We start from the raw sequence: 26,210 nt of genomic DNA on the forward strand, positions 1-26,210 counted from the left end.
TGCGTAGTACCCGGGGTCAGCCCTGCAGCAGCTTCTTCACCACGGCGGCCACGCGGCCGCCCTCGGCCTGGCCGGCCACCTTCGGGTTCACGATCTTCATGACGGCACCCAAGGCCCGCGGTCCCTCGGCGCCGGCCGCCCTGGCCTCTTCCACGGCCTGGGCGACGATCGCGGTCAGCTCGTCGTCGGACAGCTGCTTGGGCAGGTACTCGGCGAGCACCACGCCCTCCGCCTTCTCCCGCTCGGCCTGCTCGGCGCGACCGCCCTGCGCGAACGCCTCCGCGGCCTCCCGGCGCTTCTTCGCCTCGCGGGTGATCACCTTGAGGACCTCGTCGTCGGAGAGCTCCCGCTTCTCCTTGCCCGCGACCTCCTCCTTGGTGATCGCGGCGAGCGTCAGCCGGAGCGTCGAGGAGCGGAGCTCGTCGCGCTCCTTGATCGCGGCGTTGAGGTCGTCCTGCAGCTTCGACTTGAGCGTGGTGGTCATGCGATCGATTGTCTCAGGTGTGCGGCCGTGAACGCCCGCTGATTTAACTGCTTCAACAGACGGCTGGAGAGACGGCTGGTCCCGACGGCGTCCGCGTGTCTGACACGATGGACGCATGCGCGCGCGATATGGAGTACCCCTGGGAATCATGGCGGCAGGCGCCGCCGGTCTGGCGTACGCGGCGGGCTTCGAGGCCCGCTCCTTCCGCCTCCGACGGGTGACGGTCCCGGTCCTCCCGCCCGGTATGCGTCCGCTGCGCGTGCTCCAGGTCTCCGACATCCACATGGTGAGCGGCCAGCGCAAGAAGCAGCGGTGGCTGCGGTCGCTGGCGGGCCTGCGCCCGGACTTCGTGATCAACACGGGCGACAACCTGTCGGACCCCGAGGGCGTGCCCGAGGTCCTGGACGCCCTGGGCCCCCTGATGGAGTTCCCGGGCGCGTACGTCTTCGGCTCCAACGACTACTACGGCCCCAGACTCCGCAATCCCGCCCGCTACTTGCTGGAGAAGGCGAGCGGCCGGCACGGCCTGAACGGCAACGCGCCGGCGGTCGGCGTCATCCACAACCCGTGGGAGGACCTGCGCGACGGCTTCGACGAGGCGGGCTGGCTGAACCTGACGAACACCCGGGGTGTGCTGAAGGTCGAGGGCGCGTCGGTCGAGCTGACGGGCCTCGACGATCCCCACATCAAGCGCGACCGCTACGCCCGGGTGGCCGGCGGCCCCTCGGAGACGTGCGACTTCTCCATGGGCGTGGTCCACGCGCCGTACCTGCGGGTCCTGGACGCGTACGCGGCCGACGGCTACCCCCTGGTCCTGGCCGGCCACACGCACGGCGGCCAGCTGTGCATCCCCTTCTACGGCGCGCTGGTCACCAACTGCGACCTGGACACGGACCGGGTGAAGGGCCTGTCCACCCACACGGCGGACGGCCACACCTCCTACCTCCACGTCTCGGCGGGCTGCGGCACCAACCGCTACACCCCGGTCCGCTTCGCCTGCCCACCGGAGGCGACGCTGCTGACGCTGGTGGAGCGGTAAGGCGGGGAAGAGGTTCTGGGCCGGGGCTGCGGCAGGTGGCAGGAGCGGGGGTCGGCCGCAAGGGCCGGGGCAGGAGCCGAACCCGGAGCCGAACCCGGAGCCGGAGCGGGAGCCGAAGCGGGAGCCGGAGCGGCAGCGGGGGTCGTAACCCACCCGGACTACGCCACATGGCCCCGCCCCTCCCCCACTCCTAGCGTGAGGGCATGACCGCCCCGATACCCAGGGAGATCCCGGACCTGCCCGCGGTGCCGAGACCGCCCCTGCTGCTGCCCTCCCCGGTCCCGGCGACGGCCGTGGTGGCGCCGGCCCGCCGCCCCATGGTCGCGCTCTTCCGCCTGCTGACCGCCCTGGCGGCGGCCGGAGGCGTCGCCCTGGAGCTGCTGATCGGCGCCCCGTCCCGCACCCTGAGCTACTTCAGCGTCCAGGCCGGCCTCCTGCTGGCCATCGTCATGCTCCTGTCAGCATCGCGCGCCCTGCGGGCCCGCCGCCCCCTCCCCTCCTCCGTGACAGGCGCCACACTCCTCTACGCCCTGATCTCGGCGCTCGTGTATCACCTGCTGCTGGGCCACACGACGCCCCCGTTCTCCATGACCGGCGCGACGACGGCCCCGGTGCGCTGGCACGGCCAGTGGGCGATCCTCCAGATCCTGCACACGCTGACGCCGATGGCGGCCGTGCTGGACTGGCTGCTGCTGACACCCGCGGCCCGCCTGCGCCTGCGCCAGGCGGCCACCTGGCTCCTCTACCCCCTGGCCTACCTGGCCTTCTACCTGATCCGAGCGGCCGCCCTGTCCCCCACCAACCCCGCCCACTACCTCTATCCCTTCCTGGACGCGGCCACCCACGGCTACCGCAGCACCCTGGCCAACGCCCTCCTCCTGGGCCTCGCCATGTACGCCCTGGCCGTCCTCCTCGTGACCCTGGACCACCTCCGCCCGACCCCGGTCCGCCGCCGCGTCTGAATCGGATTTCGTCTACAGCCACCAGTGGGCTAAAGTAAACGTCGTCGCCGCGAGAGCAGCGACATCGGGGTGTAGCGCAGCTTGGCAGCGCGCTTCGTTCGGGACGAAGAGGTCGTGGGTTCAAATCCCGCCACCCCGACAGAGAAACACCAGGTCAGGGGCCTGATCCGCTTAGCGGGTCGGGCCCCTGAGTGGTTCCGGGGGCCATTTTGGGAGCCATTTGGGAGCCGACTTCGGAATGCGGCTCCCCTGGCGGCCACTCTTCGAGATCAGGAGCTGGTCGGCTCACGCCGCCCGACGGTCGGCTACTCCCCATCGTCGGGCTCAGCGGGCGGCGGCACGGCATAGTCGTGGCCGCTGCCAGTCCAGCGCCCCACGACCCGCCACACCTCGTAGTGCAGGAGCCACTCCGAGGCCCACGGCAGGATCGTGTGTGAAAGGAGCATGTCCTCCTTCCACTCCCCAGGCAGATGCAGGCACAGGTCGCCGTCGGCATAGACATGGGGCAAGGCGGTGGCACGCGGATGCAGAGCCAGGGGCGGGTCGATGACCATCACGCGCGGTCGGTGTCGGTGCCGGTAGGTGATCCGTACCGTGTAGCGCCTGCTGGCGGGGGTGGGTTGGAGGAAGACCGTACAGACGAGCTCACCGCTCCGCACCGTTCCCTTAGCCTCGGGAAGGACGGCCTTGATCGCGGCCAGTTGCCGACCGAGGTTAATTGCGCGGTGAGGAATGCTGGCCATAGAAGGTGTTCTTCGGCTTGCGGGGGCCGGCCGTGGTCGGGGAGAGCAGTCCGGTGGGGCCCATTCGGTTGTTGGTGGATGCACTCACGCGGGCGGCATAGCGCTCGTAGGACCGGCGGACGGGGTCAGGGTCGAAGGACTTTGCGAGTCGCTCAAAGACTGCGTCCAGGCCCTTGGTCTCCATGCCGGCGAGTTCGCTCACGGTCGTGGCGATCTCGTCGTACCAGGAGTGAAAAGCCTTCCGGCGCTCGGGGTACTCGTTCCACTTGTCGGTGAAGTTCTCTGCCTTGTGCGCCGGGTTGGGCACCCACCACTGGCCGTCGCGCCTCTCGATGAAGGTCAGCATGTTGTCAAGCACGCTGCGCACGGCAGTGAACAGATCATCCTCGCCGCTGTACGCGTGTCCGGCGAGCGTGGTGATGAGGATCGACGGCGGCCGGTTGTCGATGTCCTCCGCGAACATGATCATGCAGTGCCACTTGAGGATCTGCACGACGCGTTGCAGCGGACTGCGAACTGGCCAGGTGGGAACGTCCGCAACGTTGGCGTGTCGCTTCTCCAGAATTTGGCGGGACAGTTCCGATCGACGCCGGAACCAGTCCGCGTATCCGATGGGGTTACTGCGCTGCCACTGCCAGAGATCCTTGTCCGTCAGGCGGATGCCGGTGGGCGGGCGGTCCTCGTCCGGGATGGCGGGCAGGACATCGAGGTGGAACCCCGGATATCCCAGGGTCCAGCAGCGGCGGCGAGACTCGATGGATTCCGGGCCGTCGGTGTGGCCTCGGTCCTGCTTCCACTTACGGTAGGCAGTCAGCTGATCGCCGACCCGCTGCTTGAGCCGCTCTTGCGTAGTGCTCTCCGGGCGCAAGGGCAGGCGGCAGACCAAGTCGATGTCGTACTCGCCACCGGGTGTGCCTGGGCGAACCACGGTGCCCAGGCGGAAGGAACCCTGGGGATAAATCTGCCACCCCGGGCTCCCGTTCTCGGCGAGCCAGGTGCCGACCTCCTCGTAGCGTTCAACAGCGTTGTCATGCAGTTCGGGGGAGATGTCGAGCACCTCCACCGCGCCATCGAGCAGCATCGACAGCATCTCATCGAGCGAGTCCACGTCATTCCTCACGTGCGGGGTAGAAGGGCGCGAACACCGGAGCGCGGTGATCGCAGAACATGCGATGGACGGTGGGCGAAGCGTCGCGGCTGACATGGCCGGCGAGCCCGTAGAGGGTCTGGGTGTCGACCTTGTCCAGCGCGACGGCGCCGGTCGGTACCGTCGGATTGAGGCGGAGCACGTTGGCATTCCCGACGAAGTGCTTCACCTGTTTGGCGGCGCTCTCGCTCTGTGCCCGCATAAGCACCTCCACGGCGTCGCGAGCCCAAGGGAGCATGCCGCCGCGGTCCAAACGGCGATGGCGGCTGCGGACGTCGATCGTGGTCCCCAGGCTGAACACCCGGATCGCCTTGAGCGGAACCGAGAGCGGCCCCACCGCCTCGGTGAGCGCGACCATGGTCGGGTTGTTCGCCCACACGCCGCCGTCGATGAGGCGCGCTCCGTCCAACGGCATCCCGGGCAGGTAGGTCGGCGCGGCAGAGGTGGCGAGTGCGACGTTCACAGCCTTCTCGCGCCAGTCCCGCTTCAGGGTGGGCAGATGCGGGGTCCGGAAAAGGTAAACGTCATCGGCGGCTACGTTGTACGAGGTGATCACGAGTCGTTTGGTGCTCTCCCCGAAGGTTCGGTCACCGAACACCTCGGTGAGCGCTGCCTTCAAAGGCTCGGAGCCGTACTTCGCCCGCACCAGGTGCCGGATACCGCGCATCCGGCTGCGATCCCGGAAGATCCGCGGGCCGTGCTCCGTGTAGAAGGTGAGGATCTCCCGGGGCGACAGCCCGAGGCCGAGACCCAGCGCGATGATGCCACCCGTAGAGGTGCCCGCGATCAGGTCGAAGTGATCGACGATCCGGGTGCCGAGATCTTCCTCCAAGCGGGTCAGGACCGCTGCGGAGAACATGCCGCGAAATCCGCCGCCGTCCAAGGCCAAGATCTGGAAACGCTCTGTCAGTTCAACCGCCCCCGGCACCACGGCTCCCAGAAGATCCGGCCCGCCGAGCCGGATCTTCACTTTCGAGAGTACTTAATATCACAGCATGACTTTCCGCGCGGCCTTCTACACTCAGATCGTAGTGCTTATGCCGGTGGCGCCCCCCTGAGGCGTGCGTGGCTTCCGCGATCCGCCAAGATGTGGGGGCCGAGATCAAGCAAGGACAGACAAGGGGAGAGATGAGCACGCAGGCGTTCGAGCGCACTCGACTTCGAACAGCCCGCGAGCTGGCCGGGCTGACCCAGGCACAGCTGGCCAGAGAGGCTGGCCTCACACCTGCCGCGATCAGTCAGTTCGAGAGCGGGGCGGCGCGCCCGAGCCCAGAGTCTGTCGGCACTCTGGCCGAGATCCTCGCGGTACCCCCCGCGTTTTTCCACGAGGCCATGACCGAGAGCCACGAGGGCTTCTTCCGGTCGCTGCGCCGAACATCGGTGGTTGACCGCCGCCGCGCCCGAGCGATCGCTCATGTCGCACACGACTTGGCCGTCCGGGCCTCAGCCGCGCAGCGGTTCTGCGCAAGCGACGTACCCGTGATCCCCGTGAGCGGGCTGGACGTCCCGGCAGCCGAGATCGAGCAGACCGCCGCCCGCGTCAGGTCCCTATGGGAGCTTCCCTCGGGCCCGGTCGGGAATGTCGTTGAGCTACTGGAAGCACACGGGGTCGCCGTGATCCGTCTTCCCCTCGACAGCGCAGACGTCGATGCCTTCTCTCTACCCTTCGCCGACCACCCTGTCGTCGTTCTGGGCACCGACAAGGACGACCGTGCCCGATCCCGGTTCGATGCCGCACACGAACTCGCCCATCTCGTACTGCATGGTGAGCAGATCTGGGGCGTCAAAGAGGTCGAGACGCAGGCCCACCAGTTCGCAGCAGCCTTCCTCATGCCCGCCGAGGACATCTACGACCAGCTGCCGACCACGGTTGAGTGGCCAACCCTGTTCGAACTGAAGCGGCGTTGGCAGGTGTCTTTGGCTGCCCTGCTGATGCGTGCACGGACACTAGGCCGCATGAGCGAGAGCACGTACTTGACGGCAATCAAGGCTGCATCCGCCAGAGGGTGGCGACGTGTCGAACCCGTTCCCCTAGGCCGGCCGGAACAGCCAGCAGGGCTTTTGCGGTACCTCGCCTCCCCTGAAAGCGGCGCTGCACGTGCCGTTCTGCCGCCGCAGATCGTGGAGAGTATCGAGGTCGCGTCAGCGGCATAGCGCTCCGTGAGCCACGAGCCGACGAACGGTATGGCTCCCCGCATTCGCAGCATGCCCCGCAGGCATGCTGCGGGGCAACGTAGAGCTACCGAAGGGCGATCGCGCGAGCGCGTAGGAGATCGCTGAGCACGCGCACTGGCGACGTCGGGCACAGCGCCAGTCGGGCGTCGAGCGCCGACTCCCATTGCTCGGTCAGCCCCAGCATGAGGCGCCTGCGCATGCCTGGGGTGACGTGGGCGTAGCGCGCCGAAACCGAGCCGTCGATGTGGCCCATGCGTTCGTCCATGAGCACCTTCTCGGTTCCCAGGTCCTCCATCATCGTCCGGTGGGTGTGGCGAAGGCCGTGGGGCGTGAGCCCCTTGGCTATCGGGAGCCAGCAGGCGTCGGCCCGTTCGCTGGCACCCCGCCCCCGTGCTGGGACACCGGGCCACGGCTCGCCGAGCAAGGGCACCGGCCGTGGCTCCTGTGGTGCCTTCTTCGGGTACCAGCCGGAGACCGCCGGCGTGAACAGCCAGGTCGCGAAACCGTTCCTGCGCCAGTGGGCGGCATGCTCCGGCACGACGCCGCCCCGCACGAACCGGAGGTCCGCGATGGCCTGCTCGACCTTCTCTCGCGTGGCCTCGGTGACGCGTTCGGGGTGGTTGAGGACGTTGGACACCGTGCCGGTCGAGACGCCGGCACGACGGGCGACGTCGACGAGCTTCGCGCCCTGGTGGCCCCCGGTACGGGCCGCGCCCTGTCCTCGGAAGACGTAGGTCTTGCCGTGGCAGGGGCACGGCTTGGGCTTCGTGCGGGCGATGTGGTTGGCGACCAGCGCGGACAGCCAGTCCATCGAGTCGATGGTGCGGTAGCTGTCGTCCTTCGGCGGGCAGCGCACCAGCTCCCCCGTGTCGAGCTCGTACAGCTGCCACTCGACACGGACAGCTCCAGGGCGGACGAACGCGGTCTCCAGGCCGACGATCTCGCCCCACCGCATGCCGGTGTACCCCTTGAGGACCACGGCGACGAACTCGTCGTCGCGGCCGGAGAGCAGGGCGGCGCGCTCGGCGGTCAGCAGGATGCCGAGCGCGTCGGTGACCACCTTCTCCGGACCACGGTCTCGGGAGCGGCCGGCGCGTTTGCCCCGTCCGCGCCGCCGGGCAGCCGGGTTGGACGTGATCAGGCCCTCGTCGATCGCGTCCTCGAAGATCAGGTGGAGCGTCGAGCGCCAGGTCTTGACGCTGGAGGCGGCATAGAGGGCCTTCTCCTTCTTCTCCCACAGGTCGACATCCGTGCGCAGGATGCCGGCGAGCGCCTTGTCCTCGAACTCAGGGAGGAGGTGCTCCTCGATGTGGCGCTTGTAGTTCTGCATGGTCGAGGCGGCCAGGTCCTGGGCCTCGTACCAGCGGTTCGCGTACTCGCCGAAGGTCTCCTGGCCGAGAGCCGGGTCACGCCAGTCGCCGCGACGGTACTTGTTCTCGGCCTCGGCCGCTGCCCGTTGGGCCTCGCCCTTGGTGGCGAACCTGATCGCCTTGCCGTTCTCGTCGACGACCGTGTTGTGCTTGCCGGGCGCGACCTTGTACCGGCCGCGCCAGTAGTTTCCGCGCTTCTCCGCGAAACCCAAGTTCCGCTGTCCCCCTCTTCCTTTCCTCGGCTACGGCAGATTCGATCGGGTCACGCGACAGTGCCGTACTGCTGCTGTCGACGCGGCGGGCGGGCCCGCAGGCGGGTAGTCGGAGCAACGACAGGGCGGCGAGGTTGCGCGGAGCCGGTCTGCGTACCGGGCTCGGAGAACGGCTCGGTCGCCCGTGCGGCTGTCGGCGCGGGCTGGGCCGGCAGCTGCTCGTAAAGGCGGATGATCTCGGCGAGATGCTCGGCGGTGAAGCGGTAGGCACGGCCGACCCGGGTGTGCGGTATCAGGCGCCGTCGCGCGCGGTCCTTGACCCACCAGGCCGAGCATCCGAGGGTGTCGGCGATCTCCTCGGGGCGGTAGAGGCGGGGCGGAGGGGCGTCGGACGGCCTGTGAGGGACGAGCGCGGGCGTGGATCGGTGCAAGGGGGCGGCTCCTGGTCGCGAAGTCGGGGAGGGCTGCGTGAGCGGCTCAGGCGGCGCCCGGCCCATGGAGGAGGGCGGTGGGTGACACCTGCAGGGCTGCGGCGATGGCGACGAGGTCGTCGATATCGCATCGCCGCTTGGCGAGTTCGATGCGGGACAGCATCGTGTTGGACATAGGGCGGCCCAAAGCGGTACAGCGCGCTGCGAGTTGGCGCTGCCCAAGGCCGCGTTCGATGCGGAGGTTTTCGATGGTGCGGGCCACCGTCAATCCTGCGGGTCCTATTTCCAGAGATCGTGCTGCCATAGCTCCATTTGTAGCGTGCATTCGGCGGTTTGGATAACCGCCGATCGTCGGCTATGTTGCGTCGCGCTCAATCGGTGAGCGAGGCGGTCGGGGTGCTGCGCAAGGCCGGATCCCCGAACGGGACCCGACACCAGAGACCCTCTCTGACGTGGGGTGTTGTGTTGTAGCTTCGTCACTCGCAGGGCGTCAACGGCTTGCCGATGTGATCCTTCTGGCTCGGGATGCGGCGCAACTATTTGGTCAACCGCCGATCGTGCCCTACCGTTTTCGCACCGCCCTCGCCGACTCGATTCCAGCGGCATTTCTGCCGTGTGAGATTGCGCCGGATAGGGCTGGACTTGCGCGACCTGGGTGTGGCTATGTTGACGACACCCCGGAAAGCGCGAGCGGCCATCAACGCTCCCGCGTCAACGGCCAGACATTCCACGCCCCTTCACGCCCGACCGCCCCCGACCGACGGTGAACCGTGGGCACCCAGCCCACCGGCCACCGAGTGAGGACCGCCCCTCTTGGCACGAATCCGCACCATCAAGCCGGAAGCATTCGTCTCCGAGTCCCTGGCCGCCGTCTCCCTGACCGCCGAGCGCACCTTCTTCGGCCTGCTCACCCAGGCTGACGACCAGGGCCGGCACCGCGACCACGCCGCGATCATCGCCGGGCAGCTGTGGGTACTGCGCCCGGAACACACGCCTGGCGCTGTCGAGCAGGACCTCGCCCAGCTCGCCGACGCCGGGCTGATATGCCGGTACAAGGGCCCGGGCGACAAGCGCTACCTGCACATCGTCACCTGGCGGCAGCATCAGAAGATCAATCGCCCCAGCGCGAGCCGTCTTCCTCCGTGCCCGCACCACGACACGCAGGCTCGCACCGCGCCAGGCGTCGATGCGCCGACTGCGGGGGCTGGCATCACGGAGCCCGCACCGCAGCCTCACGGAGCCCTCCGTGAGGGCTCCGGGCGAATACGCGAGCCTGCGGTGATTCCGGTCACCTATGACGAAATAGCAGGTCAGGGCGATTTCGGTGAGTCCTCCGTGAGGCAGCGAGGAGGGCTCAGTGAGGGAGCGGTGACGCCTCAGCGTCCGGATCTAGGACCTAGGATCATGGATCTAGGAGATACCCCTTCGGGGGGCGCGAGCGCCCCCGCACCCCACGCCGTCTCGGCCAGCGACCTCATCGCCGAGTACGCCGCCGCGTGCACACACCGTCCGCCAAAGGACGTCCTTGGCCATCTCGCTCGCGAGGTGCGCAAGCTGCTCGGCGAGGGCATCGCCCCCGCCCACATCCGGGCCGGCCTGGAACGGCACCGCGCCAAGGGCCTTCACCCCAGCACTCTGCCGAGCCTCGTGCACGAGGCCATGAACGCGGCCCCCACCGCACCGGTTGCCCACAGGGCGTGGACAAACCCCGCCGATGTCGAAGCCGCCTACGGAGGTGACCTCTGACCGCCACCCCTCACCCGCGAGCCCCACCGGGTCGGCCCACTCGCCGACCGGCTCAACGGCATCCTTGCCAGTCGCGGCATCGACCTCGCCACCGCCGCCGTCGAGGAAGGGCACGCCGAGCCCGTCACCGCGCTGGAACTCGCCGACGCCAGGATCCCCGCCCGCTACCGCCGAGCCCTGGCCGACCACCCGAAGGTCACCGCCTGGGCCGACGAGATCGCCCGCGCCGGACGCCCCGGCCCCGGCGGGCCGGGCATCGCCGAAGGCCCGTCGCTGCTGATCGCCGGCCCCACGGGCACCGGCAAGACGTACCAGGCGTACGGCGCCATCCGCACCCTGCTCGCCCAAGGGGTCCGTCTGCGCTGGGAAGCGACCACCACCGCCGACTTCCACGCGCGCCTGCGCCCCCGCGCCGGCCACGACGCCGAACGGGAGCTGCAGACCCTGGCGCGCTGCCCGCTGCTGTTCCTGGACGACCTCGGCGCGGCCAAGACCAGCGAATGGACCGAGGAGCTGACCTACCGGCTCATCAACCACCGGTACGAGCACATGCTCCCAACACTCATCACCACCAACCTTCCGATGGAGCAGCTGCGCGTCACCCTCGGTGACCGCGTCGCCTCCCGCCTCGCCGAGATGACGGAGCGCGTCATCCTCGACGGCCCCGACCGACGACGCCGCACAGCGCCCGCCGCCTGACTGGCCGCCTCAGCGCCCTCACCTGGCCGGCCCCGCCGCATCACCTGCGCTCACACCAGCCCTGCCCGCGCCAGCCACTCGCGTAGGCGGTTGCTCAGCGCTCCGTCGATTCGCCCTTCGCCCTCAATCCTCGACGCCTTGGAGCCCCCTCCTGCCTCCTCTCAGCCCCGTCCCCCTCGCCATACGGATCAGCGGCACGCCGCTTCTCCCTGACTGGGCCACCTCCCCGGTGATGACCGTGGCGCTCCTCGTCCCGCCCGTGCTACTCGGCCTGCTCGCCGGATGGCTGTTCCGCCAGCAGCGCCGCCGGCGGCATCACACCAACCGCTGGCGTGGGACCGCCGCGGTGCCGGTCGCGGCCGTGGCCGCGCTCGGCTGTACCGCATACAGCGCGGACACCAGCTGGCGGTTCGCCGCCGACTACCTCGACATGGGCGGCACCGCCGAGCGCGTCGCGATGTTCGCCGCCGCCGAGCTGGCCCTGTTCGCCACCGCACTGATGGCCCGGCAGAACCTCAACGGCCCGAAGCAGGCCCCCGGCCTGCCCGGCACCCTCACCTGGGTCATCACCACCGTCCAGGTTCTGCCCGCCTACGCCGAGTCCGGGCCGGTCGGCGGCACCGTGCGGGCCTTCGTCGGCCCGGTCATGGCCGCGATGCTCTGGCACCTGGCCATGGGCATCGAGCTACGCCATCGCGCCCCCGACGCCGCCTCACGCGGCCTGGCCGCCGTCCTCGTCCGCCAGGCACGCGAACGCCTCCTGGCTCGCCTCGACATCGCCGACCAGGACGCCGATGCCGCCCGCCTCATCCGCGACCGCGCACTGAGCGAAGCCGTCGCCCTCATCCTGCGCGCCGAGTCGATGACTGACCAGCAGCGCGGCAAGCGGCGGCAACGACGTCTGGCAGAACGCCTGCACGAAGCCCTCGAACGGGCCGGCGTCGACGGCGACCCGCTCCAGGACGAACTGCTCCTGCGCAAGCTCGCCACCCGCAAGCAGGCCCTCAGCCTCGCCACCATCACGCTGCCACCGCGCTGGGAGGTCCCGGCCTCCAACCCCGCCCGGGCATCCGGGCACAGCAGCCCGCGCTCCAGCCGCCCGACACAACTGCCGCGGGCAGAGGACGCTGCCCGACCGCACCCCTCAGATCCGGGTGACGACGAGGTCCCTCCGGCTGCCCGCCCGCAGCCTGCCCGCCCGGCGCCCGGGCTGCCCGCACGGGGAGAAACTGAAGAAAGCCGGGCGCTCACGGGCAACAGCTCGGGCAGCCCTTCGGGCAGGCACGAGCAGAAACCGGCTGCCCGGAAGAAGCGCGACGCCGGCAAAGCCCGTGCCTCCGACGAGGTCATCCTCAAGCACGCTCGCCGCATCTACGAGGAGACCGGCAGCGTTGGCCGCGACCGGGTCGAGGACGCCCTGCGCGCCGCCGGCTACACCGTCTCCAGCGACGGCGTCGGACGAGTCGTCCGCGAGTTCAAGGCCCAGCTCAAAGCTGCCGCCGGCGATCCACCCCGCTGATCCCCGCAGCACCAACACTCCCAACCACACCCCGACCAGAAAGGCCCCATGCACACCCCGCATCACCACGAGCCCAGCACCTGCGAGGAATCCCTGCCGATCACCTCTGCCCCATCGGCAGCAAGTTGGTGCAGGAGCATTGCTCCTGTCGGGAGCAATGCTCCTGCCTCTCCCCCGTCGGCAGCGGCGGGAGCGGATCAGCACCGGGAGGCGCCGATCCGTCAGGATGCGACCGAGGGCGGATCGCATCCTGAGAGGGAAGAACCGCGTCCCTGCCACAGCACCGACTGCGCTCACGCTGCCCCGTCGACGCCCCGTGTGCAGCAACGTGAACGTCTGCGTGATGAGAAGAAGCGTGTGCACCAGCCCAGCTGCCGCATGAATGACGACGAGTACCAACTCCTCCTCCGGGCAGCCGCCGTGTGCCACATGAGCGTGGCCGGGTTCCTTGCCCGCTCGGCTCTCAACGCTGCCCGCGACCTCGACCGCACCGCCGCGGACATCGCGGGCGAGAAAGAGATGCTGCAGGAGCTGTTCGCGCTGCGGCGGCACCTCGGGCAGATCGGCAACAACCTCAACCAGGTTGCCAAAGCGCTGAACTCCGGAGCCGACGCCCCGCAGGCCGAGGCGGTCCTCGCCGCCGTCCAACGCGCCGCCAAGCGGGTCGACGCCTTCACCCAGCAGCACCTGGACAACAGGACGGCTGCGTGATCCCGCGTGTCCACGCCAGGGGCGCACGCACCATCGGCCTGCTCCACTACCTATACGGGCCCGGCACGCATGAGGAGCACGTCGACCCGCACCTGGTGGCCGCCTGGGACGGTCTTGCCCCCGATCCCGGCCGAGACCCCGGCGCCACGTACGGCGATCTCCAGCGGCTGCTCGACCAACCGGTTATGGCCCTGCCCGAGAGCCGACGGCCCGCCGAGCACGTGTGGCACCTGTCGGTACGCGCCGCCCCCGAAGACCCGATCCTGTCGGACGAGCAGTGGGGCGAGATAGCCCGCAGGATGGTCGCCGCAACCGGTATCGCCCCCGACGGCGACGACGCCGCCTGCCGCTGGGCGGCCGTCCGGCACGCCGACGACCACATCCACATCATCGCCACCATCGTCCGCGAGGACGGCCGCCAGGCCCGCCTCCGCCAGGACGGCAAACGCTCCCAAGCAGAAGCCCGCAAGATCGAGATCGACTACGGGCTGCGCCGCCTCCACGTCGGCGACGGCACCGCCGCCCAGCGGCCTACCAGCGCCGAACGCCACAAGGCAGAGCGGGAAGGCCGGGAGCGTACCGCGCGGGAGGAGCTGCGGGAGACCGTGCGCCGCGCCGTTGCTGGCACGGCTTCCACGGAGGAGTTCTTCGACCGCCTGGCCGCCGCCGGCCTGCTCATCCGCAAACGCGTCGCGCCCTCCGGTGATCTGCTCGGCTACAAGGTCGCGCTGCCCGACGACCGCAACAAGGACGGAGATCCGGTCTTCTACTCCGGCTCGAAACTTGCACCCGACCTGTCCCTGCCCCGCATCCGCGAACGCTGGACGCTTCCCGCAGAGCCCGCTTCGGCAGACGGCTCCGAGCCGGAGCAGCCCGCCCTGCCGGACGTGACCGGCCCCGCGTTCGCGCGGCGCCGGGCCACCTCGGCTACCTGGCAGGCCCTGCTGATCATCGACCACGGCGACGACGGCACGGCAGCGGCCCAGATCGCCGCAGCGGGGGAAATCCTCGACGCACTCGCCAAGACATCCGCCGCCCAAACCCGCGCTGAGCTGCGCGAGGCGGCGTTCGTGTTCGAGCGGGCGAGCCGCTCCCACGTGAAGGCTGTACGTGGACACGACCGCGTCCTGCGCCAGGCCGCTCGCGACCTCGTCCGCAGCGGGCCCGCCCTGGGCCGAGGGGAAGACGGCGCCACCACCGCCATGCTCATCGACATGGCCTTCTTCCTCGCCATCGCCGCGGCGAACTGGCATGCAAAGAGGGAGCACGCGCAGCAGGCCGCCGCAGCCCAGCAGGCCGCCGAACACCTTCGGGCAGCCTACGAAACCGCCGCAGCCCAGCCCATGGCCACCCTCCGACAGCGAGGCCAGCGCCTGACTCCCCCTGTTCGGCAGCGGCAAGCCGAGCTTCTCCAGCAAGTCCTGCCGGATCTGGCCGAACGCATCCGTGCCGAGGCCGGCTGGGCTGCCTTGGCCGCCACCCTCGACGACGTCCGGAAGGCCGGCCATGACCCGGCGGTTTTGCTGAGCGACGCCGCCCGACGACGCGAACTCGATACCGCCGACTCCATCAGCGACGTCCTCGTATGGCGCCTACGCCGCAGCGCCCACCTGCTGGCCCTACCCGCAAGGCCCGACGGAACGGCCGCCCCAGGCACTCGGCGCACTGCACCCCCGGCGCCCGCCACGCGACCGGCCAACAGCGCCGTAACCGACCCCAGCCGTCGGCGCTGACCAGCGGAAAACGGGCGGAACATAGCCGACGATCGGCGGTTGGGCAAACCGCCGATTCTCCGGATCATTGATGCCCCCACCCACCCCACTCCTGTGAGGAGCACCCGTATGCCCACAAGCCAAGCCCGACCCGAGATCGTCGTCCTGCTCTGCGACGCGGACATCAAGCGCAAGCGTGAAACCAAAACGTGGAACCACCTCGACGGGCGCCCGTTCAGCAAGGAGGAACGGGCCCTCGTCCTCAGTGCCACCCGCGTCGAGTTCGAAGAGATACAGGAGCAGTTCAAGCGATACCGGGAGTACCGACGCACCATGGACGAAGCTCCGGATGCTCTGGAGCGCTTCCTGGCCCCGTTCATGGAGCGGCTCGCCGAGAAGAAGCTTGGCAACGCCGTCGAGCTCATGAACGAGGAGGAGCGAGCCGAACTCGATCACCTCCTCGGGCTCATCGTCGAACCAGTCCGTCCCTTCGCCCCGTACGCCTTCTGAGCCTGGGCCCCCGCGCCGGCGCTTACCCAACGCGCTGGTGAGTGGCTCCCGCGGCCGAGCCGGCATCTGGCACAGAGGCGTGTGCGTTCCAGGCGATAACCGGTAGCAAGCAGCACGAAGCCGGGCTTCTCCCCGAGGGGAGGCCCGGCTTCCATGCGTTGGATGGCCCTCAGCTGGCTGGAGCGCGCAGGAGCCGGTCGCGTGTGCTCTCCGGCAGCACCCGGCGCAGGACCGGTGCGCTGGAGCTGAGGGAGTCAGCGAAGGCGGCGACGAGGTCGTGCGGCACGCTGCTGCTGAACGACGCGGCCCACAGGTAGCCGCCGCCGAGCACCGGCTCGGCCCACGCCTGCCACCCGGCCAGAGCCGCCTCATCCGCCTCAGCCACCAGCGCGAGCGGGTCGCCATCCTGGATGAGGGGCGGCACCTCACCAAGGCGGATGTGGGAGGCGAACATCGGATCCACCGCGCCCAACCCGGGCTGGTCGACGTCACGCAGCCAACCGTGCGCCGTTACCGCGTCGAGGACCAGCTCGGGGCCACCACACGGCACGGCGGGCTGATCGCGGGCGTCGAGCGCGGCAAGGAAGCCGGCGAGGATCTCCCCCGGGACATCGGGGGTGAAGTAGGCCGACCAGTGGGCGAGCGGACTGCTCGGGTCCGTACGAGCGGACACTTGCCAGGCGATCGGCAGGTTCCCCAGGTGGAACGGCTCGTCCGGCAGGACCCACTGCGCCCACCGCAGGGAGTCGGGGCCGATGTGCAGGACAGTGCTGCGCAGGACCTGACGGTCCTCCGGCGCCTCGTCAGGCTCCTGGCGCCCGCGGACGAGCGTCAAGCTAGTCCAACCCAGGTTGGCGAGCGTGTCGGCGACGGCGTCGTAGAGGCGTCCGTCGTCACCGGCCAAGTGCCGGGGACCGACCCAGTACGCGGACGGGGCGCAGGCCGGAGCGGGTGGATCGATCGGGAAATCGGGATGCAGGAGCGCCTCCAAGGGGCTGGGGGCTGGGGCTTGATGCCGCCAGCGGTGCGTGCAACTGGATGGACGAGCCGGACTGGCCTTCCGGCGACCTCGGGTGGCAGATGCCGGGCTACCCCGTCTCGCCCTCACCAGGCAGACGACAGGTTCCCCCAGGGCGCCGACTCGAGCCTCTGGCTGTCACACCCGCCGGGAGGTCTCCAGCACGCAAGCGACTGCCGCAGCGACGACGTCCGCTGGCGTCTCGGTGTCGAAGGACATCTGGTAGCCGCGCACCTTGGCCGTACCGGTGACGGCGATCTTCCACCCCTCGCCGTCGGTACCAGGGCGGCCGGACGGAAACCATCCGAGATAGAAGGATCCATCCTTCGAGTTGACGTGTACGTCCGCGCGGTCGTCGACGACCAGGTGGAAGTCGTCGGCGGAGAACTGATCCATCACGAGCGTGGCCTGGCCCGGTCCGAGCAGCCACTCACGCAGCCGCAGGGCCTCGACGCTGGTGGAGAATCCGGGGCCCTGGGGTGCCGCAGTCACGAGCAATCACCTCTTTGACCTGGTGTTTTTGCGAGAAGGTCGTCCAGATTCACATGCCCTTGCGGCGCTGACCAGTCATTCGTGGATCTTTGCTGTCTGCCCCCGGCGAACTGAGACGCAGAGCGCGAGACCTCGCTGTCCAGCCACGGAAAACGGCGTGCGCCCGGTGGGGGCAGTGCGGATAGTTGCCGCATGGATGCGATAGAGGCCGCACGCGCCGTCGTAGATGAACAGCACCCCGAAGCGCGCGCCGCGTTCCTGGGCGGCAGCGTCGTGACAGGCCGCCGCACGGCCATGTCGGACCTCGACATCGTGGTCCTGCTCCACGGAGCCCCAGCCCCCTACCGGGCGAGCCTCCGGTACGCCGGCTGGCCGGTGGAGATGTTCGTGCACACCGAGGCGACGTGGCACGCCTACGTCGAACGGGAGTTGCGCAAGCGCCGGTCACCGCTGCTGTGGATGTGTGCCGACGGGCTGCTGCTCTTCGACACCGATGGACTCGGAGCCCGGCTCGCCGCACAGTCCCGGAAGCTGACCGCCGCAGGACCGCCCCCGGTGTCGGCGGAAGAGATCGATGATCGCCGCTACGCGATCACCGACCTTCTGGACGACCTCGCGGGAAGCGACGACCAGAGTGAGCGTCTGTTCATCGCGACCGAGCTGGTCCGACGCAGCGGTGAGCTGGCACTGGCCGTTGGCGGTTCGTGGGGTGGCGGTGGGAAGTGGCTGGCACGCCGTCTGGAGACGACCGCGCCAGGGCTCAGCGCACGCCTCCACCACGGCCTACAGGAGGTCCTGGACGGGACAGTAGAGACCCTCGTGGCCGTCGTGGACGAGGTGCTCGGGCAGGCCGGTGGCCGGTTGTGGGCTGGCTACAAGCGTGTCGGGGCGCCGTGAGCGATCACGCGCTGCGGACGTCGCAACCTCCGTTCTTCCACGTGCAGATCACTTGACGGAGAGCAACACCCGAACCTCCTCGGCGCACCCCCACGACAGCGTGACGCCGGCGCCTCCGTGCCCGTAGTTGTGCACGACCACGGTGCCGTCCTCCCCCACCTCTTCCTCCACGCGGACCGTGGCGCGGGTCGGTCGAGCGCCGACCCGGTGCTCCAGTACACGGGCCTCGGCGAGGCGGGGCTCGACCTCGGCACAGCGGGCGAGGATGCCAGCCGCCGCCTTGTCGGCGGGAGCCAGAGCGCCTTCGCCGTCGATCGCTGTGCCGCCCAGGACGACAGTGTCGCCGTGGGGGTAGAAGCACAGGAGGTCCGGGGAAAGACCGGTGTCCTCGGAGAAGAACTCGGTCAGCCCGGGGTTCGTGACGACGACGTGCTGACCGCGGATGGGCCGGAGGTCAGGGTCCGGAACCAGGTCGTGCGCCCCGAGGCCCGCGCAGTTGACGACCGCCAAAGCCGGACCGGCGTCCGAGAGCGAAGTCAGCCGTCGCTGCTCGACCACACCGCCGGCATCGCGGAGCCGGCGCAGGAGGTAGTCGAGGTAGGTGGGCATGTCGATCAGCGGCACGGTGAACCGGTAGCCCGCCGTGAACCCGGCCGGTAGTTCGGCCCGCTCGCATGGCCGGAAACCCGGCAAAGTGGTGGCCCAGTCCGGCGCGGCTTCGGCCGTGCGGGATGCCTCGATGCCACTGGTGAGCCGGACGCCCGTCGCCGGGTCCTGGGCCAGCTCCCGGAAGATCTCCAAGGACCGTTGTCCCCACTGGTCGACCTTGTCCTTCGGTTCGACCAGGTAAGGCCCCCACATCGCCCCGGCCGCCAGCGACGTGACCCCTGGCACCTGCTCGGCGATCACGTGCACCGAAGTCCCGGCCTCGGCGAGAACGACGGCCGTGGTGAGTCCAGCCACCCCAGCCCCGACAACGACAACGCGCTCCCCTGCGGTCATGAACACGACCTTAACGGCCGGGTCACATCGATGAGGGACGCCTGTGGGGCCAGCAAGAGGCTGCCTACGTCAGGCTGGCCTCATCTGTGTCGCTGAACCGCTGAGGGATCAGGGGCTACCGGTCTGCGACAGGCTGCGGGCGAGCTGGCCCACGGCGTTGAGGATGCCTTGCCCGAAGCTGGTGGGTGCGATCAGTACGCCGAACACCAGCACGATGACCACGGTCAGCTTCTCATCGAACCGGCTTCGGGCATGCGTGGGTCGGCGCAGCCGCACAATGATGACGACAGCAAGTTGAACCGCCACGTTGATGCTCAGAACCACCTGGCCACCCCTCCCGCGCACAACACTCTGACGTCCCGCCTTCCTGCGTAGGCGGAACTCGACAGCACCACGTTTCGATCACCAGTGATTGGCGACGGAGTGCCTAGGCAATGGCTGGATCGGGGCAGCGAACAGCAGCGTCACCTGCCCCATTCACAGCCCGGGGCGGAGGAGCCACGGCCCTCGGCTCCGTCGCATGCCGCCCTGCCCTGCGCGTCAAGACAGGGCGGTGGGGCGGCGCGGCGGGGGAATGCGGTCCAGCAGGTCCCACAGCGGTCGGGAGCCGGCCGCCCATTCGCGCAGCAGACGGCGGTCGACGAGGTGTATCCGGTGTTCCGCGCCCCAGGGGATGGCCTTGGAGGAGAAGCGGCCGTTGGTGAGCACGACCGCGACGTCCGCTCCGTGGATCTGCCGTGCGGTGCCGTTGACCTGCTGCAGGACACCGACGCCGACGGCGGAGCCGCGGTCTCCGTCCCGGCGGTGCTTGCACTGGATGGCCCAGACGCGCCCCATGGGATCGACGGCGCGTACGTCGCAGGCGTTGTCGCCGGCACCGCCGAGCTGCTCCGCCTGGCAGCCGTCCCGTCGCATCAGGTCCCGTATGGCGAACTCGAACGCGCGGTGGTCCAGGGCGTCCAGCTCCGCGATCCGCATCCGCAGGGCGCGCGCACGCACGCGCTCCCACTCGGCCCGCTGCCGCGCCTGCTGCAGCCAGAGGCCACCGGCCACCGCGGCGACCACGGCCGCGATGAGAATGATCCACCAGTGCACCAGCAGCCAGTGCACAACGGTGATCACCAACCCGATCCCCAGGACGACAACCCCCAGCAGGGCCAGCTGGTCGTCCTGCTTCTTGGAACGGCGGGCCGGTCGGCGCCGCGCAGAACGTCGCGCCGGGCGCCGGCCGCTCATCGGGCCGACCCCGGCTCAACCGACAGGCTGTGTGCTGCAAGCCGGGCGACGTCCCTTATCGGGACAGCGGCCCGCTCGCACGCCTCCATCCGTACTGCCATGAAGTAACTCCCCCCTATTCACAGGCTGTTGACGATCCCCGCGCAGGTTATGAGAGCACGCACCACTGACAGCGGGTCGAGGTACGATCACCTGGAGTGAGGGCTTTTCAGTCAGCATGGGCTGCTGCCCGCTGCGGCTGAGCACCGACGACCAGCGGGTTTCGGCGCCCGGCCGACACGCTTCGGCCGATTCGGGGCAAGCGCCGAATCCGCCGCTTCTCTCAGCGGACGCCGGCCCTCCCGCCGGCATCCGCCCGACCCGGCGTGGAGTTGCGCGGGTGCGCAGGGTTGAGGAACCACTTGCGCGCGGAGGCTAGCCACCAGATGCCGCAGAAGGCGATGACGACGCCGACCGCGACAGGCGCGTAGTTGAAGGTGTGCGCGGTGACGGGCGAGGTCTGCGGCAGCATGAACAGCACGGTGATCACCAGGACCCAGGCGACGGCGATCGTGCCGACGAGGGGGGACCAGGAGCCGAGGTGCCAGGGGCCGCGCTCGAACCGCTCGCCCTGGCGGAGCCGGAGGTAGGTCGGGATGACGTAGGCGATGTACAGGCCGATGGTCGCGATCGACGTGACGGCCGCGTACGCGGTGGTGTTCCACAGGTAGGGCAGGCCGAGGACGAAGGCGCCGCCGGTGGCCAGCCATACGGCGTTGGTGGGCGTGCGTGTGGCGGGGTTCAGCTGGTGCCACACCTTGGAGAAGGGCAGGGCGCCGTCGCGGGAGAAGGCGTAGATCATGCGGGAGTTGGCGGTGACGGACGCCATGCCGCAGAAGAGCTGGGCGACGATGACAACCAGCAGCAACCACTTGCCGGCCGCAGTGCCGAGGGCATCCATGAGGATCTGCGCCGGGGGCACCCCCGTCCCGGAGGCGAGTGCGCCGGCGTAGGACTGGATGGCGTAGGTGAAGCCGAACAGGAGGATGAAGCCGGCGGCGAGGGAGACGAGGATCGAGCGGACGATGCCCTTGGGGCCGGCGGTGGAGGCGTCGATGGTCTCCTCGGTCATGTGAGCGGAGGCGTCGTAGCCGGTGAAGGTGTACTGCGCCATCAGCAGTCCGATCAGCACCACGTAGGTGCTGGAGGAGAAGCCGGTGTTGTTGACGAACGCACCGAAGACGAAGCCGGTCGACCGGTGGTGGTCGGGCACGAGCACGAGGGCGCCGCAGATGACGACGACGCCGAGGATGTGCCACCAGATGGAGACCTCGTTGAGGAAGGCGACGATGCGGACCCCGAAGGTGTTCAGCACGCCGTGCAGGACGAGGATGATCCCGAACAGCGTGATGGTGTGACCGGGCGTGGCCGCGAAGCCGAACTGAAGGTCGAGTAGGGCGTTGAGGAAGGTCGCGGCGCCGAAGTCGACGCCCGAGGTCACCGCTATCTGGCCCAGGGCGTTGAACCAGCCGGTGAACCACGCCCACGCCGCGGCCGTTCTTGCGGGGGCCATGCGGTGCGCCCAGAAGTACAGGCCGGCGCTGGTCGGGTAGGAGGAGCAGACCTCGGCCATCGACAGGCCGACGAACAAGGTCATCAGGCCGACGAACAGCCAGCCCCACATGATCACGGCCGGGCCGCCGGTGTTCATGCCGTAGCCGTACAGGGTCATGCAGCCGGACAAGATCGAGATGATCGTGAAGCTGACCCCGAAGTTGGCCCGGCCGGACATCGAGCGGGAGAGCGTCTGCTGGTAACCGAGCTCTTTCAGGCGTTCCTCGTCGGAGACACGGGAGACGTCAAGAGGCATGGGGGTGCCGTCCTTCGTACATCGGAGGGGATGGTGTGGTGCTCAGGGGTGCCGGCGTCGCGGCGGGCTGTAGGCCCAGGCTCGATGCCGCAGGAACAGGTCTTCGGCCCGGCCGCAGTAGGACCACGGGACGCGGGTGGCATAGGGGCCGATCGCGTCGAAGACCTCCGCGGCCTCGCTGTGCCGGTTGGCGAATGACAGAGCGTGCGCCAGGTAGTTGGCGTCGTCGGCGAAGCAGGCGTGCGGACGAGGTGCGCGGTAGCGCCACCAGCGTTCCAACACGGGGTCGATCTGGGGGCAGTCGATCCAGGGGTGGATGGTCAGCCCGTACGCCGTCCGATCGCGCTCCTGACGGGACCGGTGGGCCTCGGCGATCACGACCAGGGGCAGGACCGCGATCGGCAGCCCCTGCGGGGCGATGGACGCCTGCTCCTCGGCCCACCACATCGCCTCCCCAGGCCGACCGTGGTACCGCTGGAACAGATAGGTGACGACTTCGTGGTGTGCCTCGCGGTTCCACGGGTCACGGTGCTTGATCTCCGCCCACACATGCCGCAGGGTCGCCCGGTCCGGTGCGTGCGTCCGCAGCAACGCGAGCATCACCACCAGGGGCGCGACGTCGTGCGGCCACACCTCCAGCGCGGTGCGGCAGGTGGCCCACGCTTCGTGCATCAGTGACTGGCCGCCGTTCCGTCCGGCGATCATCGCGCGAAGGGCTTGTACGTTCGCGAGGAGGGCCAGTGCGTGCGGCGAGCGCGGTTCCGCCTTCGCCCAGGTGTCGGCGAACCGCAGCCGCGCACCCGCCTCGGCGAGAACCTGGAGGCGGAAGATCCGCCGGTCCCAGTCCGCGCCGGTCGAGGCCAGCATCTGCTGCGGGCCCTCCCAGCGGCCCATGGAGGCGTCTTCCAAGGCCCGCCGCAGTGTTTCGTCACCCGGTGCCGGGTGTGTGTCGAGGGGCTCTCTGGTTCTCATCCTTTCTTGTGCCCGCCCATCCTCCGCTGGCCGTAGCGGTCGTACCCGCGGACCGTACGCTTGGAGGCGATTGGTCCAGAGCTATCGATGCCGAGAGCGAGTGACGGGGCGCTGATCATGGGACTGTGGACCTCCTGTGATGACGCGGGGGGGGCTTTCCCTGGAAACCGGTTTGGTCACCGTCACGCAGCAGCTCGCCCCGAGGGTGGTACAAGCGCCCGACACCAGAGCGGTCATCTGCCGACGCCGTACTTCACCTCGTCCGCAGCGCAGAGAGCGGCGAGCTCGTCGAGGCCGTGGTGCTGCACGGCACCGAAGCGCCTGACGGTGTGGTGAGGCGCGGGAGAGCCGCTCGGCGAGGTGGATGGGCGGGGCCAAGGGGGTGACCGAGGCTGTTCGACGGTGGTCATCGCGCTTGATCGGGCGGACGCGTCAACGAGCTGGTCAGTTTGCGGGTACCTACGCGTGAGTTCTCGGGGTTATCGACCTACTCGGACGGGCCCCATAGTTTCCGTGGCAGCCTGCCTCTCGGGAAACGGCTGGTTCGGCGCGACTGCTGCGGACGGGGAGAAGTGCATGAGATGCCCGGTGTGAGCGGGCTGCTCCAACCGTGTGCCCGGGTGGGAAGCCAGGTACTCGCGGAACGCCTGGGTCTCGCCGGGGAAGACCCCGTAGTTGTCCACGATCACGATGCCGCCCGGAGAGACGAGGGGAACGAGTTCGGTGAGGCAGGTGACGGCTGGCTCGTAGAGGTCGGTGTCGATCACGAGCAGCGAAATGGCGAGTTCAGGGTGGTTGGCGACGTACTGCGGAACCGTCTCGCACACGTCGCCAGGGACCAGGACCGTGTTCGCTTCGAGCCCGCGCCCCCGTTGCCCCAGGGTCTCAAGCAGCTGGTCTGCTCCGATGCAGTTGAGGCCGGCGACCTGCTGGATGTGGTCGACGATGCGCTGGTCGGATTCGGCGCTGGTGTGAGGGAATTCCCCGAACGTGTCGAAACCGATGAGGGGTCGGGTGTGCTCGGACTCCAGCAGGTGTCGCAGCATCGCCCACATGGTGAAGGATCCCCCGCGGAAGACACCGCACTCGACGATCGCACCAGGGACCGTGCGGATCCGCTGGTAGAGGTCGTAAAGCGCGAGTATCTTGCCGATGCGGCTGGGGCCACAGGTCAGGAGGAAGTCCTCTTCGTGCTGGAATGCTGTGGCCGGATCGGGAAGGTCGATCATGCTGTTCCAAACCTTTCTTCCTGGGTGAGTGGCTTAGCGGTGGTAGTGCCTCCGGCCTGGCGCGCTGCGGCCGCGAGCAGGTCGATCTGCTCGTCGTCGAACAGACCGAAGGGCATGCCGAGGGCGCACACGACGTGGTCGACCCCGAGGCTTTCCCATGCGGTGAGCCGGCTGTGCACCTCGTCAGGAGTGCCGATCAGCCCCCGTTTGCGCCACGCGTCGAAGCTGAGACCGTCGAGGTGACCGCCAGGTACCCAACGGCGCAGCCTGGTCCACCGCTGGTGGAGATCGTTTTCGTCCCTTCCGATGACGGTGGTGAGCCCGACAGAGCGCAGGATGGGGGCGGTTTCCCTTGCCGACGGCTGCGCCGCATTTAGCCGTGCGAGACGCTGCCAGTAGCCGGCGGGGGTGGGGTCCCAGGCCAGGTTCCAACCATCGGCGATGCGTGCGGCGACGCTCAGAATGCCGCTGCGTTTGCCCCCGACCCAGACAGGCGGTGCCGTCGGACCCAGCTCGGTGCGGATCAGCGCAGCAGTCCGTTCCACGTCGACGAGCCGGTCGGCGGCTGCGGAGAACCGACGGCCTGCCGCTGCGAACTCCGCGGCGTTCCAGCCGGCGCCGAGGCCGATGTCGAGGCGTTCCCCGGCGAGCTCGGCAACCGTTGCGATCTGGTGGACGAGGAGTGCGGGTTCCCGCAGCGATGCGGGGGTGACCAGAGACCCGAGCCGGATGCGACGGGTGGTCGCGGCGATCGCAGCCAAGAGAGTCCAGCAGTCCGGGGAGCGGCGACGGTCCTGGGGGGCAACGTCCAGCCAGAGATGGTCGGACACCCAGAGCTGGTGCAGTCCGGCCTGCTCCGCTCTTTGGGCGTAGGCGAGTGCCTTGCGCGTCCGGTGTGCTCCGGTGACCGCTGGGTTAGGGAAGAACCCGTCGTAATGGGGCAGTGCCAGGCCGATCGTGATCACCCCAGGCTCCCCTCGGTCTGCTGCGGGTGGGTGAAGGCTTCGAGCAACGGGTGCGGACGGCCGGAGTACGCGGAGTCGAGGATCCGGGCCGCCTCGCCCAGGAGTGGAGCGAACAGGTGGTGCCTTCCCTCCACGATGACCTTGGGTATTTCCCGGAGCAGGAGCATCGCGGTGTGAACAGCGAGCGCACCGAAGTCCTCTTCGAGTTCGGCGGGCCGACTCATCCGCCGGAAGGCGCGCACCGCCGGGGTGGTCCACCTGGAGAGAACGGCCGGGGGTGTGCTGCTGTAACTGAGCGCGAGTGCGGACCGTGTAGGCGTGATAACGCCGTGCGTGCCGGCCAGGAGGCTCTCGACGTACCACCAGCCGACGAGGTGGCTTGTCATCATGCGCCAGTCCTGATGGCGGCCGGACCACTCCCAGTCCACCAGGTGCCACTGCTTCGCATGGTCGAGCAGGATGTTGCGGGGTTGTGGGTCTCCGTGGCAGGCGACGCGAATAGTGGGTGGTCGCAGGGCTGCCAGCCGATGCAGCATCCGGTCCAGGGATCCGTGGTCCGTGCCGTTGACGATGATGTGGTGTTGGCCGTCGATCGGTATTCGCAAGTGGTGCGCGGCGTGGTGTAAGCCGTGGCGGCCACGTTCCAGTCGCAATGTGTGCTTTCTGGTGGCCAGCGCAGACTCGAAGCCGGGCCGTGCGGACTGGAGCCATACCTGGCAGAGTGCCTCGGTCACCTCGGTCCATACCGCGGCTGCCCGGGTGGTGGGCCCGGGACGGAGGGCGGCGTCTGCCAGGGTGGTTACCGAGGGACAGCGAGTGATCAGCGTGTCGCTGCCGTGGTGGTGGCCGGCGAAGAGGACCTCGGGAAGTCTGGCGCCGAAGTATGGGGCGATGGTGTCCCGGGCGCGGGCCTGCTGGATGGCGGGCACTCGCGGGTTGCGTGCGGACTTGACGGCCACGAGCGTGCCGTCGGGGCGTTGGACGATGCGGACGAGGGCTCCCGAGGAGCCGGTGCGGACGATACGGACGGTGTGGGCGGTGCGGGAGCTTAAGGACCGCTCCCGCACCGACGTGCCAGAAGGCATGGGTC

Annotated in this window: 27 protein-coding genes and 1 tRNA gene; 11 read left to right on the forward strand and 17 right to left on the reverse strand. The window is 69.1% G+C overall.

Annotated features, from left to right (window positions below):
- Positions 1 to 16: 16 nt before the first annotated feature.
- Positions 17 to 484, reverse strand: coding sequence for a GatB/YqeY domain-containing protein (locus ACWC2T_RS03395; RefSeq protein WP_450668782.1), 468 nt, complete (start codon positions 482 to 484; stop codon positions 17 to 19).
- Between the two features lie 115 nt (positions 485 to 599).
- Between ACWC2T_RS03395 and ACWC2T_RS03400 the strand changes: the two genes are divergently transcribed.
- From ACWC2T_RS03400 to ACWC2T_RS03410, 3 genes are all read left to right on the forward strand, one after another.
- Positions 600 to 1,523 carry a metallophosphoesterase gene (locus tag ACWC2T_RS03400; protein WP_450668783.1) on the forward strand — a complete coding sequence of 308 codons (924 nt, stop codon included), beginning with the start codon at positions 600 to 602 and terminating at the stop codon, positions 1,521 to 1,523.
- Between the two features lie 203 nt (positions 1,524 to 1,726).
- On the forward strand, positions 1,727 to 2,485 hold the full coding sequence (locus ACWC2T_RS03405; protein ID WP_450668784.1) for a Pr6Pr family membrane protein: 759 nt from the start codon (positions 1,727 to 1,729) through the stop codon (positions 2,483 to 2,485).
- 65 nt (positions 2,486 to 2,550) lie between these two features.
- Positions 2,551 to 2,624: transfer RNA gene (locus ACWC2T_RS03410), tRNA-Pro, on the forward strand.
- A gap of 166 nt (positions 2,625 to 2,790) precedes the next feature.
- Here ACWC2T_RS03410 and ACWC2T_RS03415 read toward each other — a convergent pair.
- Genes ACWC2T_RS03415 through ACWC2T_RS03425 form a run of 3 tightly spaced genes read right to left on the reverse strand, consistent with a single transcriptional unit; the run spans position 2,791 to position 5,345 of the window.
- Positions 2,791 to 3,228, reverse strand: coding sequence for a hypothetical protein (locus tag ACWC2T_RS03415; RefSeq protein WP_384201948.1), 438 nt, complete (start codon positions 3,226 to 3,228; stop codon positions 2,791 to 2,793).
- Positions 3,200 to 4,336, reverse strand: a complete 1,137-nt coding sequence (locus ACWC2T_RS03420) for a cyclic GMP-AMP synthase DncV-like nucleotidyltransferase (protein ID WP_392857659.1) — start codon at positions 4,334 to 4,336, stop codon at positions 3,200 to 3,202. The genes ACWC2T_RS03415 and ACWC2T_RS03420 overlap by 29 nt, the downstream gene beginning before the upstream one ends.
- A gap of 1 nt (position 4,337) precedes the next feature.
- Positions 4,338 to 5,345: a CBASS cGAMP-activated phospholipase gene (locus ACWC2T_RS03425; protein ID WP_450409545.1), complete on the reverse strand. Its 1,008-nt coding sequence runs from the start codon at positions 5,343 to 5,345 to the stop codon at positions 4,338 to 4,340.
- A gap of 158 nt (positions 5,346 to 5,503) precedes the next feature.
- Between ACWC2T_RS03425 and ACWC2T_RS03430 the strand changes: the two genes are divergently transcribed.
- Positions 5,504 to 6,529, forward strand: coding sequence for a helix-turn-helix domain-containing protein (locus tag ACWC2T_RS03430; protein ID WP_384201939.1), 1,026 nt, complete (start codon positions 5,504 to 5,506; stop codon positions 6,527 to 6,529).
- An 85-nt stretch (positions 6,530 to 6,614) separates the two neighbouring features.
- Here ACWC2T_RS03430 and ACWC2T_RS03435 read toward each other — a convergent pair whose 3' ends face one another.
- The 3 genes from ACWC2T_RS03435 to ACWC2T_RS03445 are packed head-to-tail and all read right to left on the reverse strand — an operon-like array spanning position 6,615 to position 8,867.
- The gene (locus tag ACWC2T_RS03435) at positions 6,615 to 8,132 is read right to left on the reverse strand and encodes a LacI family DNA-binding transcriptional regulator (RefSeq protein ID WP_392241780.1); all 1,518 of its coding nucleotides are present in this window, start codon (positions 8,130 to 8,132) and stop codon (positions 6,615 to 6,617) included.
- Between the two features lie 50 nt (positions 8,133 to 8,182).
- A complete protein-coding gene (locus tag ACWC2T_RS03440) occupies positions 8,183 to 8,563 on the reverse strand; it encodes a helix-turn-helix domain-containing protein (protein WP_221334639.1) in 381 nt (126 codons plus the stop codon).
- 46 nt (positions 8,564 to 8,609) lie between these two features.
- Positions 8,610 to 8,867 (reverse strand): helix-turn-helix domain-containing protein, encoded by a 258-nt coding sequence (locus ACWC2T_RS03445; RefSeq protein ID WP_450668785.1) that lies wholly within the window; start codon positions 8,865 to 8,867, stop codon positions 8,610 to 8,612.
- A gap of 509 nt (positions 8,868 to 9,376) precedes the next feature.
- Between ACWC2T_RS03445 and ACWC2T_RS03450 the strand changes: the two genes are divergently transcribed.
- The 6 genes from ACWC2T_RS03450 to ACWC2T_RS03475 all read left to right on the forward strand — a co-directional run bounded on the left by ACWC2T_RS03450 (position 9,377) and on the right by ACWC2T_RS03475 (position 15,460).
- Positions 9,377 to 10,309 (forward strand): hypothetical protein, encoded by a 933-nt coding sequence (locus ACWC2T_RS03450; RefSeq protein WP_450668786.1) that lies wholly within the window; start codon positions 9,377 to 9,379, stop codon positions 10,307 to 10,309.
- Positions 10,310 to 10,369: 60 nt separating this feature from the next.
- The gene (locus ACWC2T_RS03455) at positions 10,370 to 11,008 is read left to right on the forward strand and encodes an ATP-binding protein (RefSeq protein ID WP_450669059.1); all 639 of its coding nucleotides are present in this window, start codon (positions 10,370 to 10,372) and stop codon (positions 11,006 to 11,008) included.
- 232 nt (positions 11,009 to 11,240) lie between these two features.
- Positions 11,241 to 12,527: a hypothetical protein gene (locus ACWC2T_RS03460; protein ID WP_450668787.1), complete on the forward strand. Its 1,287-nt coding sequence runs from the start codon at positions 11,241 to 11,243 to the stop codon at positions 12,525 to 12,527.
- Between the two features lie 357 nt (positions 12,528 to 12,884).
- A complete protein-coding gene (locus ACWC2T_RS03465) occupies positions 12,885 to 13,238 on the forward strand; it encodes a plasmid mobilization protein (RefSeq protein ID WP_234357596.1) in 354 nt (117 codons plus the stop codon).
- Complete coding sequence (locus tag ACWC2T_RS03470; protein WP_450668788.1) at positions 13,235 to 14,971, forward strand: relaxase/mobilization nuclease domain-containing protein; 1,737 nt, start codon at positions 13,235 to 13,237, stop codon at positions 14,969 to 14,971. The genes ACWC2T_RS03465 and ACWC2T_RS03470 overlap by 4 nt, the downstream gene beginning before the upstream one ends.
- Positions 14,972 to 15,079: 108 nt before the next feature.
- Positions 15,080 to 15,460, forward strand: a complete 381-nt coding sequence (locus tag ACWC2T_RS03475) for a hypothetical protein (protein ID WP_055704513.1) — start codon at positions 15,080 to 15,082, stop codon at positions 15,458 to 15,460.
- 169 nt (positions 15,461 to 15,629) lie between these two features.
- On the opposite strand, the gene ACWC2T_RS03480 is transcribed toward ACWC2T_RS03475, so the two are convergent.
- Together ACWC2T_RS03480 and ACWC2T_RS03485 are read right to left on the reverse strand one after the other, a co-directional pair.
- The gene (locus ACWC2T_RS03480; RefSeq protein WP_055704514.1) at positions 15,630 to 16,451 is read right to left on the reverse strand and encodes a DUF317 domain-containing protein; all 822 of its coding nucleotides are present in this window, start codon (positions 16,449 to 16,451) and stop codon (positions 15,630 to 15,632) included.
- Positions 16,452 to 16,616: 165 nt separating this feature from the next.
- The gene (locus ACWC2T_RS03485) at positions 16,617 to 16,970 is read right to left on the reverse strand and encodes a DUF317 domain-containing protein (protein ID WP_399011516.1); all 354 of its coding nucleotides are present in this window, start codon (positions 16,968 to 16,970) and stop codon (positions 16,617 to 16,619) included.
- A 192-nt stretch (positions 16,971 to 17,162) separates the two neighbouring features.
- On the opposite strand from ACWC2T_RS03485, the gene ACWC2T_RS03490 reads away from it, so the two are divergent.
- On the forward strand, positions 17,163 to 17,867 hold the full coding sequence (locus ACWC2T_RS03490; RefSeq protein WP_399773361.1) for a nucleotidyltransferase domain-containing protein: 705 nt from the start codon (positions 17,163 to 17,165) through the stop codon (positions 17,865 to 17,867).
- A 48-nt stretch (positions 17,868 to 17,915) separates the two neighbouring features.
- On the opposite strand, the gene ACWC2T_RS03495 is transcribed toward ACWC2T_RS03490, so the two are convergent.
- From ACWC2T_RS03495 to ACWC2T_RS03530, 8 genes are all read right to left on the reverse strand, one after another.
- Positions 17,916 to 18,869 (reverse strand): FAD-dependent oxidoreductase, encoded by a 954-nt coding sequence (locus tag ACWC2T_RS03495; RefSeq protein ID WP_450668789.1) that lies wholly within the window; start codon positions 18,867 to 18,869, stop codon positions 17,916 to 17,918.
- A gap of 108 nt (positions 18,870 to 18,977) precedes the next feature.
- Positions 18,978 to 19,193: a hypothetical protein gene (locus tag ACWC2T_RS03500; protein ID WP_450668790.1), complete on the reverse strand. Its 216-nt coding sequence runs from the start codon at positions 19,191 to 19,193 to the stop codon at positions 18,978 to 18,980.
- Positions 19,194 to 19,409: 216 nt separating this feature from the next.
- A complete protein-coding gene (locus tag ACWC2T_RS03505) occupies positions 19,410 to 20,105 on the reverse strand; it encodes a restriction endonuclease (RefSeq protein ID WP_450668791.1) in 696 nt (231 codons plus the stop codon).
- Positions 20,106 to 20,427: 322 nt separating this feature from the next.
- Positions 20,428 to 21,954, reverse strand: coding sequence for an amino acid permease (locus ACWC2T_RS03510; protein ID WP_450668792.1), 1,527 nt, complete (start codon positions 21,952 to 21,954; stop codon positions 20,428 to 20,430).
- A 42-nt stretch (positions 21,955 to 21,996) separates the two neighbouring features.
- Entirely contained in the window at positions 21,997 to 22,863 is an 867-nt protein-coding gene (locus ACWC2T_RS03515; RefSeq protein ID WP_450668793.1) for a hypothetical protein, read from the reverse strand.
- Between the two features lie 542 nt (positions 22,864 to 23,405).
- Positions 23,406 to 24,155, reverse strand: a complete 750-nt coding sequence (locus tag ACWC2T_RS03520) for a TylF/MycF/NovP-related O-methyltransferase (RefSeq protein WP_450668794.1) — start codon at positions 24,153 to 24,155, stop codon at positions 23,406 to 23,408.
- Positions 24,152 to 25,120: an LLM class flavin-dependent oxidoreductase gene (locus tag ACWC2T_RS03525; protein ID WP_450668795.1), complete on the reverse strand. Its 969-nt coding sequence runs from the start codon at positions 25,118 to 25,120 to the stop codon at positions 24,152 to 24,154. Before ACWC2T_RS03525 ends, ACWC2T_RS03520 begins: the two co-directional genes overlap by 4 nt.
- Positions 25,117 to 26,205 carry a hypothetical protein gene (locus tag ACWC2T_RS03530; protein ID WP_450668796.1) on the reverse strand — a complete coding sequence of 363 codons (1,089 nt, stop codon included), beginning with the start codon at positions 26,203 to 26,205 and terminating at the stop codon, positions 25,117 to 25,119. Before ACWC2T_RS03530 ends, ACWC2T_RS03525 begins: the two co-directional genes overlap by 4 nt.
- Between the last annotated feature and the right edge of the window lie 5 nt (positions 26,206 to 26,210).

The sequence above is a fragment of the Streptomyces sp. NPDC001393 genome (assembly GCF_053597455.1).

What these genes read in the sequence shown, in the direction of transcription:
- ACWC2T_RS03395 (WP_450668782.1), bottom strand. Translation starts at nt 484, where the DNA reads ATGACCACCACGCTCAAGTCGAAGCTGCAGGACGACCTCAACGCCGCG.
- ACWC2T_RS03400 (WP_450668783.1), top strand. Translation starts at nt 600, where the DNA reads ATGCGCGCGCGATATGGAGTACCCCTGGGAATCATGGCGGCAGGCGCC.
- ACWC2T_RS03405 (WP_450668784.1), top strand. Translation starts at nt 1,727, where the DNA reads ATGACCGCCCCGATACCCAGGGAGATCCCGGACCTGCCCGCGGTGCCG.
- ACWC2T_RS03415 (WP_384201948.1), bottom strand. Translation starts at nt 3,228, where the DNA reads ATGGCCAGCATTCCTCACCGCGCAATTAACCTCGGTCGGCAACTGGCC.
- ACWC2T_RS03430 (WP_384201939.1), top strand. Translation starts at nt 5,504, where the DNA reads ATGAGCACGCAGGCGTTCGAGCGCACTCGACTTCGAACAGCCCGCGAG.
- ACWC2T_RS03445 (WP_450668785.1), bottom strand. Translation starts at nt 8,867, where the DNA reads ATGGCAGCACGATCTCTGGAAATAGGACCCGCAGGATTGACGGTGGCC.
- ACWC2T_RS03460 (WP_450668787.1), top strand. Translation starts at nt 11,241, where the DNA reads ATGACCGTGGCGCTCCTCGTCCCGCCCGTGCTACTCGGCCTGCTCGCC.
- ACWC2T_RS03475 (WP_055704513.1), top strand. Translation starts at nt 15,080, where the DNA reads ATGCCCACAAGCCAAGCCCGACCCGAGATCGTCGTCCTGCTCTGCGAC.
- ACWC2T_RS03490 (WP_399773361.1), top strand. Translation starts at nt 17,163, where the DNA reads ATGGATGCGATAGAGGCCGCACGCGCCGTCGTAGATGAACAGCACCCC.
- ACWC2T_RS03495 (WP_450668789.1), bottom strand. Translation starts at nt 18,869, where the DNA reads ATGACCGCAGGGGAGCGCGTTGTCGTTGTCGGGGCTGGGGTGGCTGGA.
- ACWC2T_RS03505 (WP_450668791.1), bottom strand. Translation starts at nt 20,105, where the DNA reads ATGAGCGGCCGGCGCCCGGCGCGACGTTCTGCGCGGCGCCGACCGGCC.
- ACWC2T_RS03510 (WP_450668792.1), bottom strand. Translation starts at nt 21,954, where the DNA reads ATGCCTCTTGACGTCTCCCGTGTCTCCGACGAGGAACGCCTGAAAGAG.
- ACWC2T_RS03520 (WP_450668794.1), bottom strand. Translation starts at nt 24,155, where the DNA reads ATGATCGACCTTCCCGATCCGGCCACAGCATTCCAGCACGAAGAGGAC.
- ACWC2T_RS03530 (WP_450668796.1), bottom strand. Translation starts at nt 26,205, where the DNA reads ATGCCTTCTGGCACGTCGGTGCGGGAGCGGTCCTTAAGCTCCCGCACC.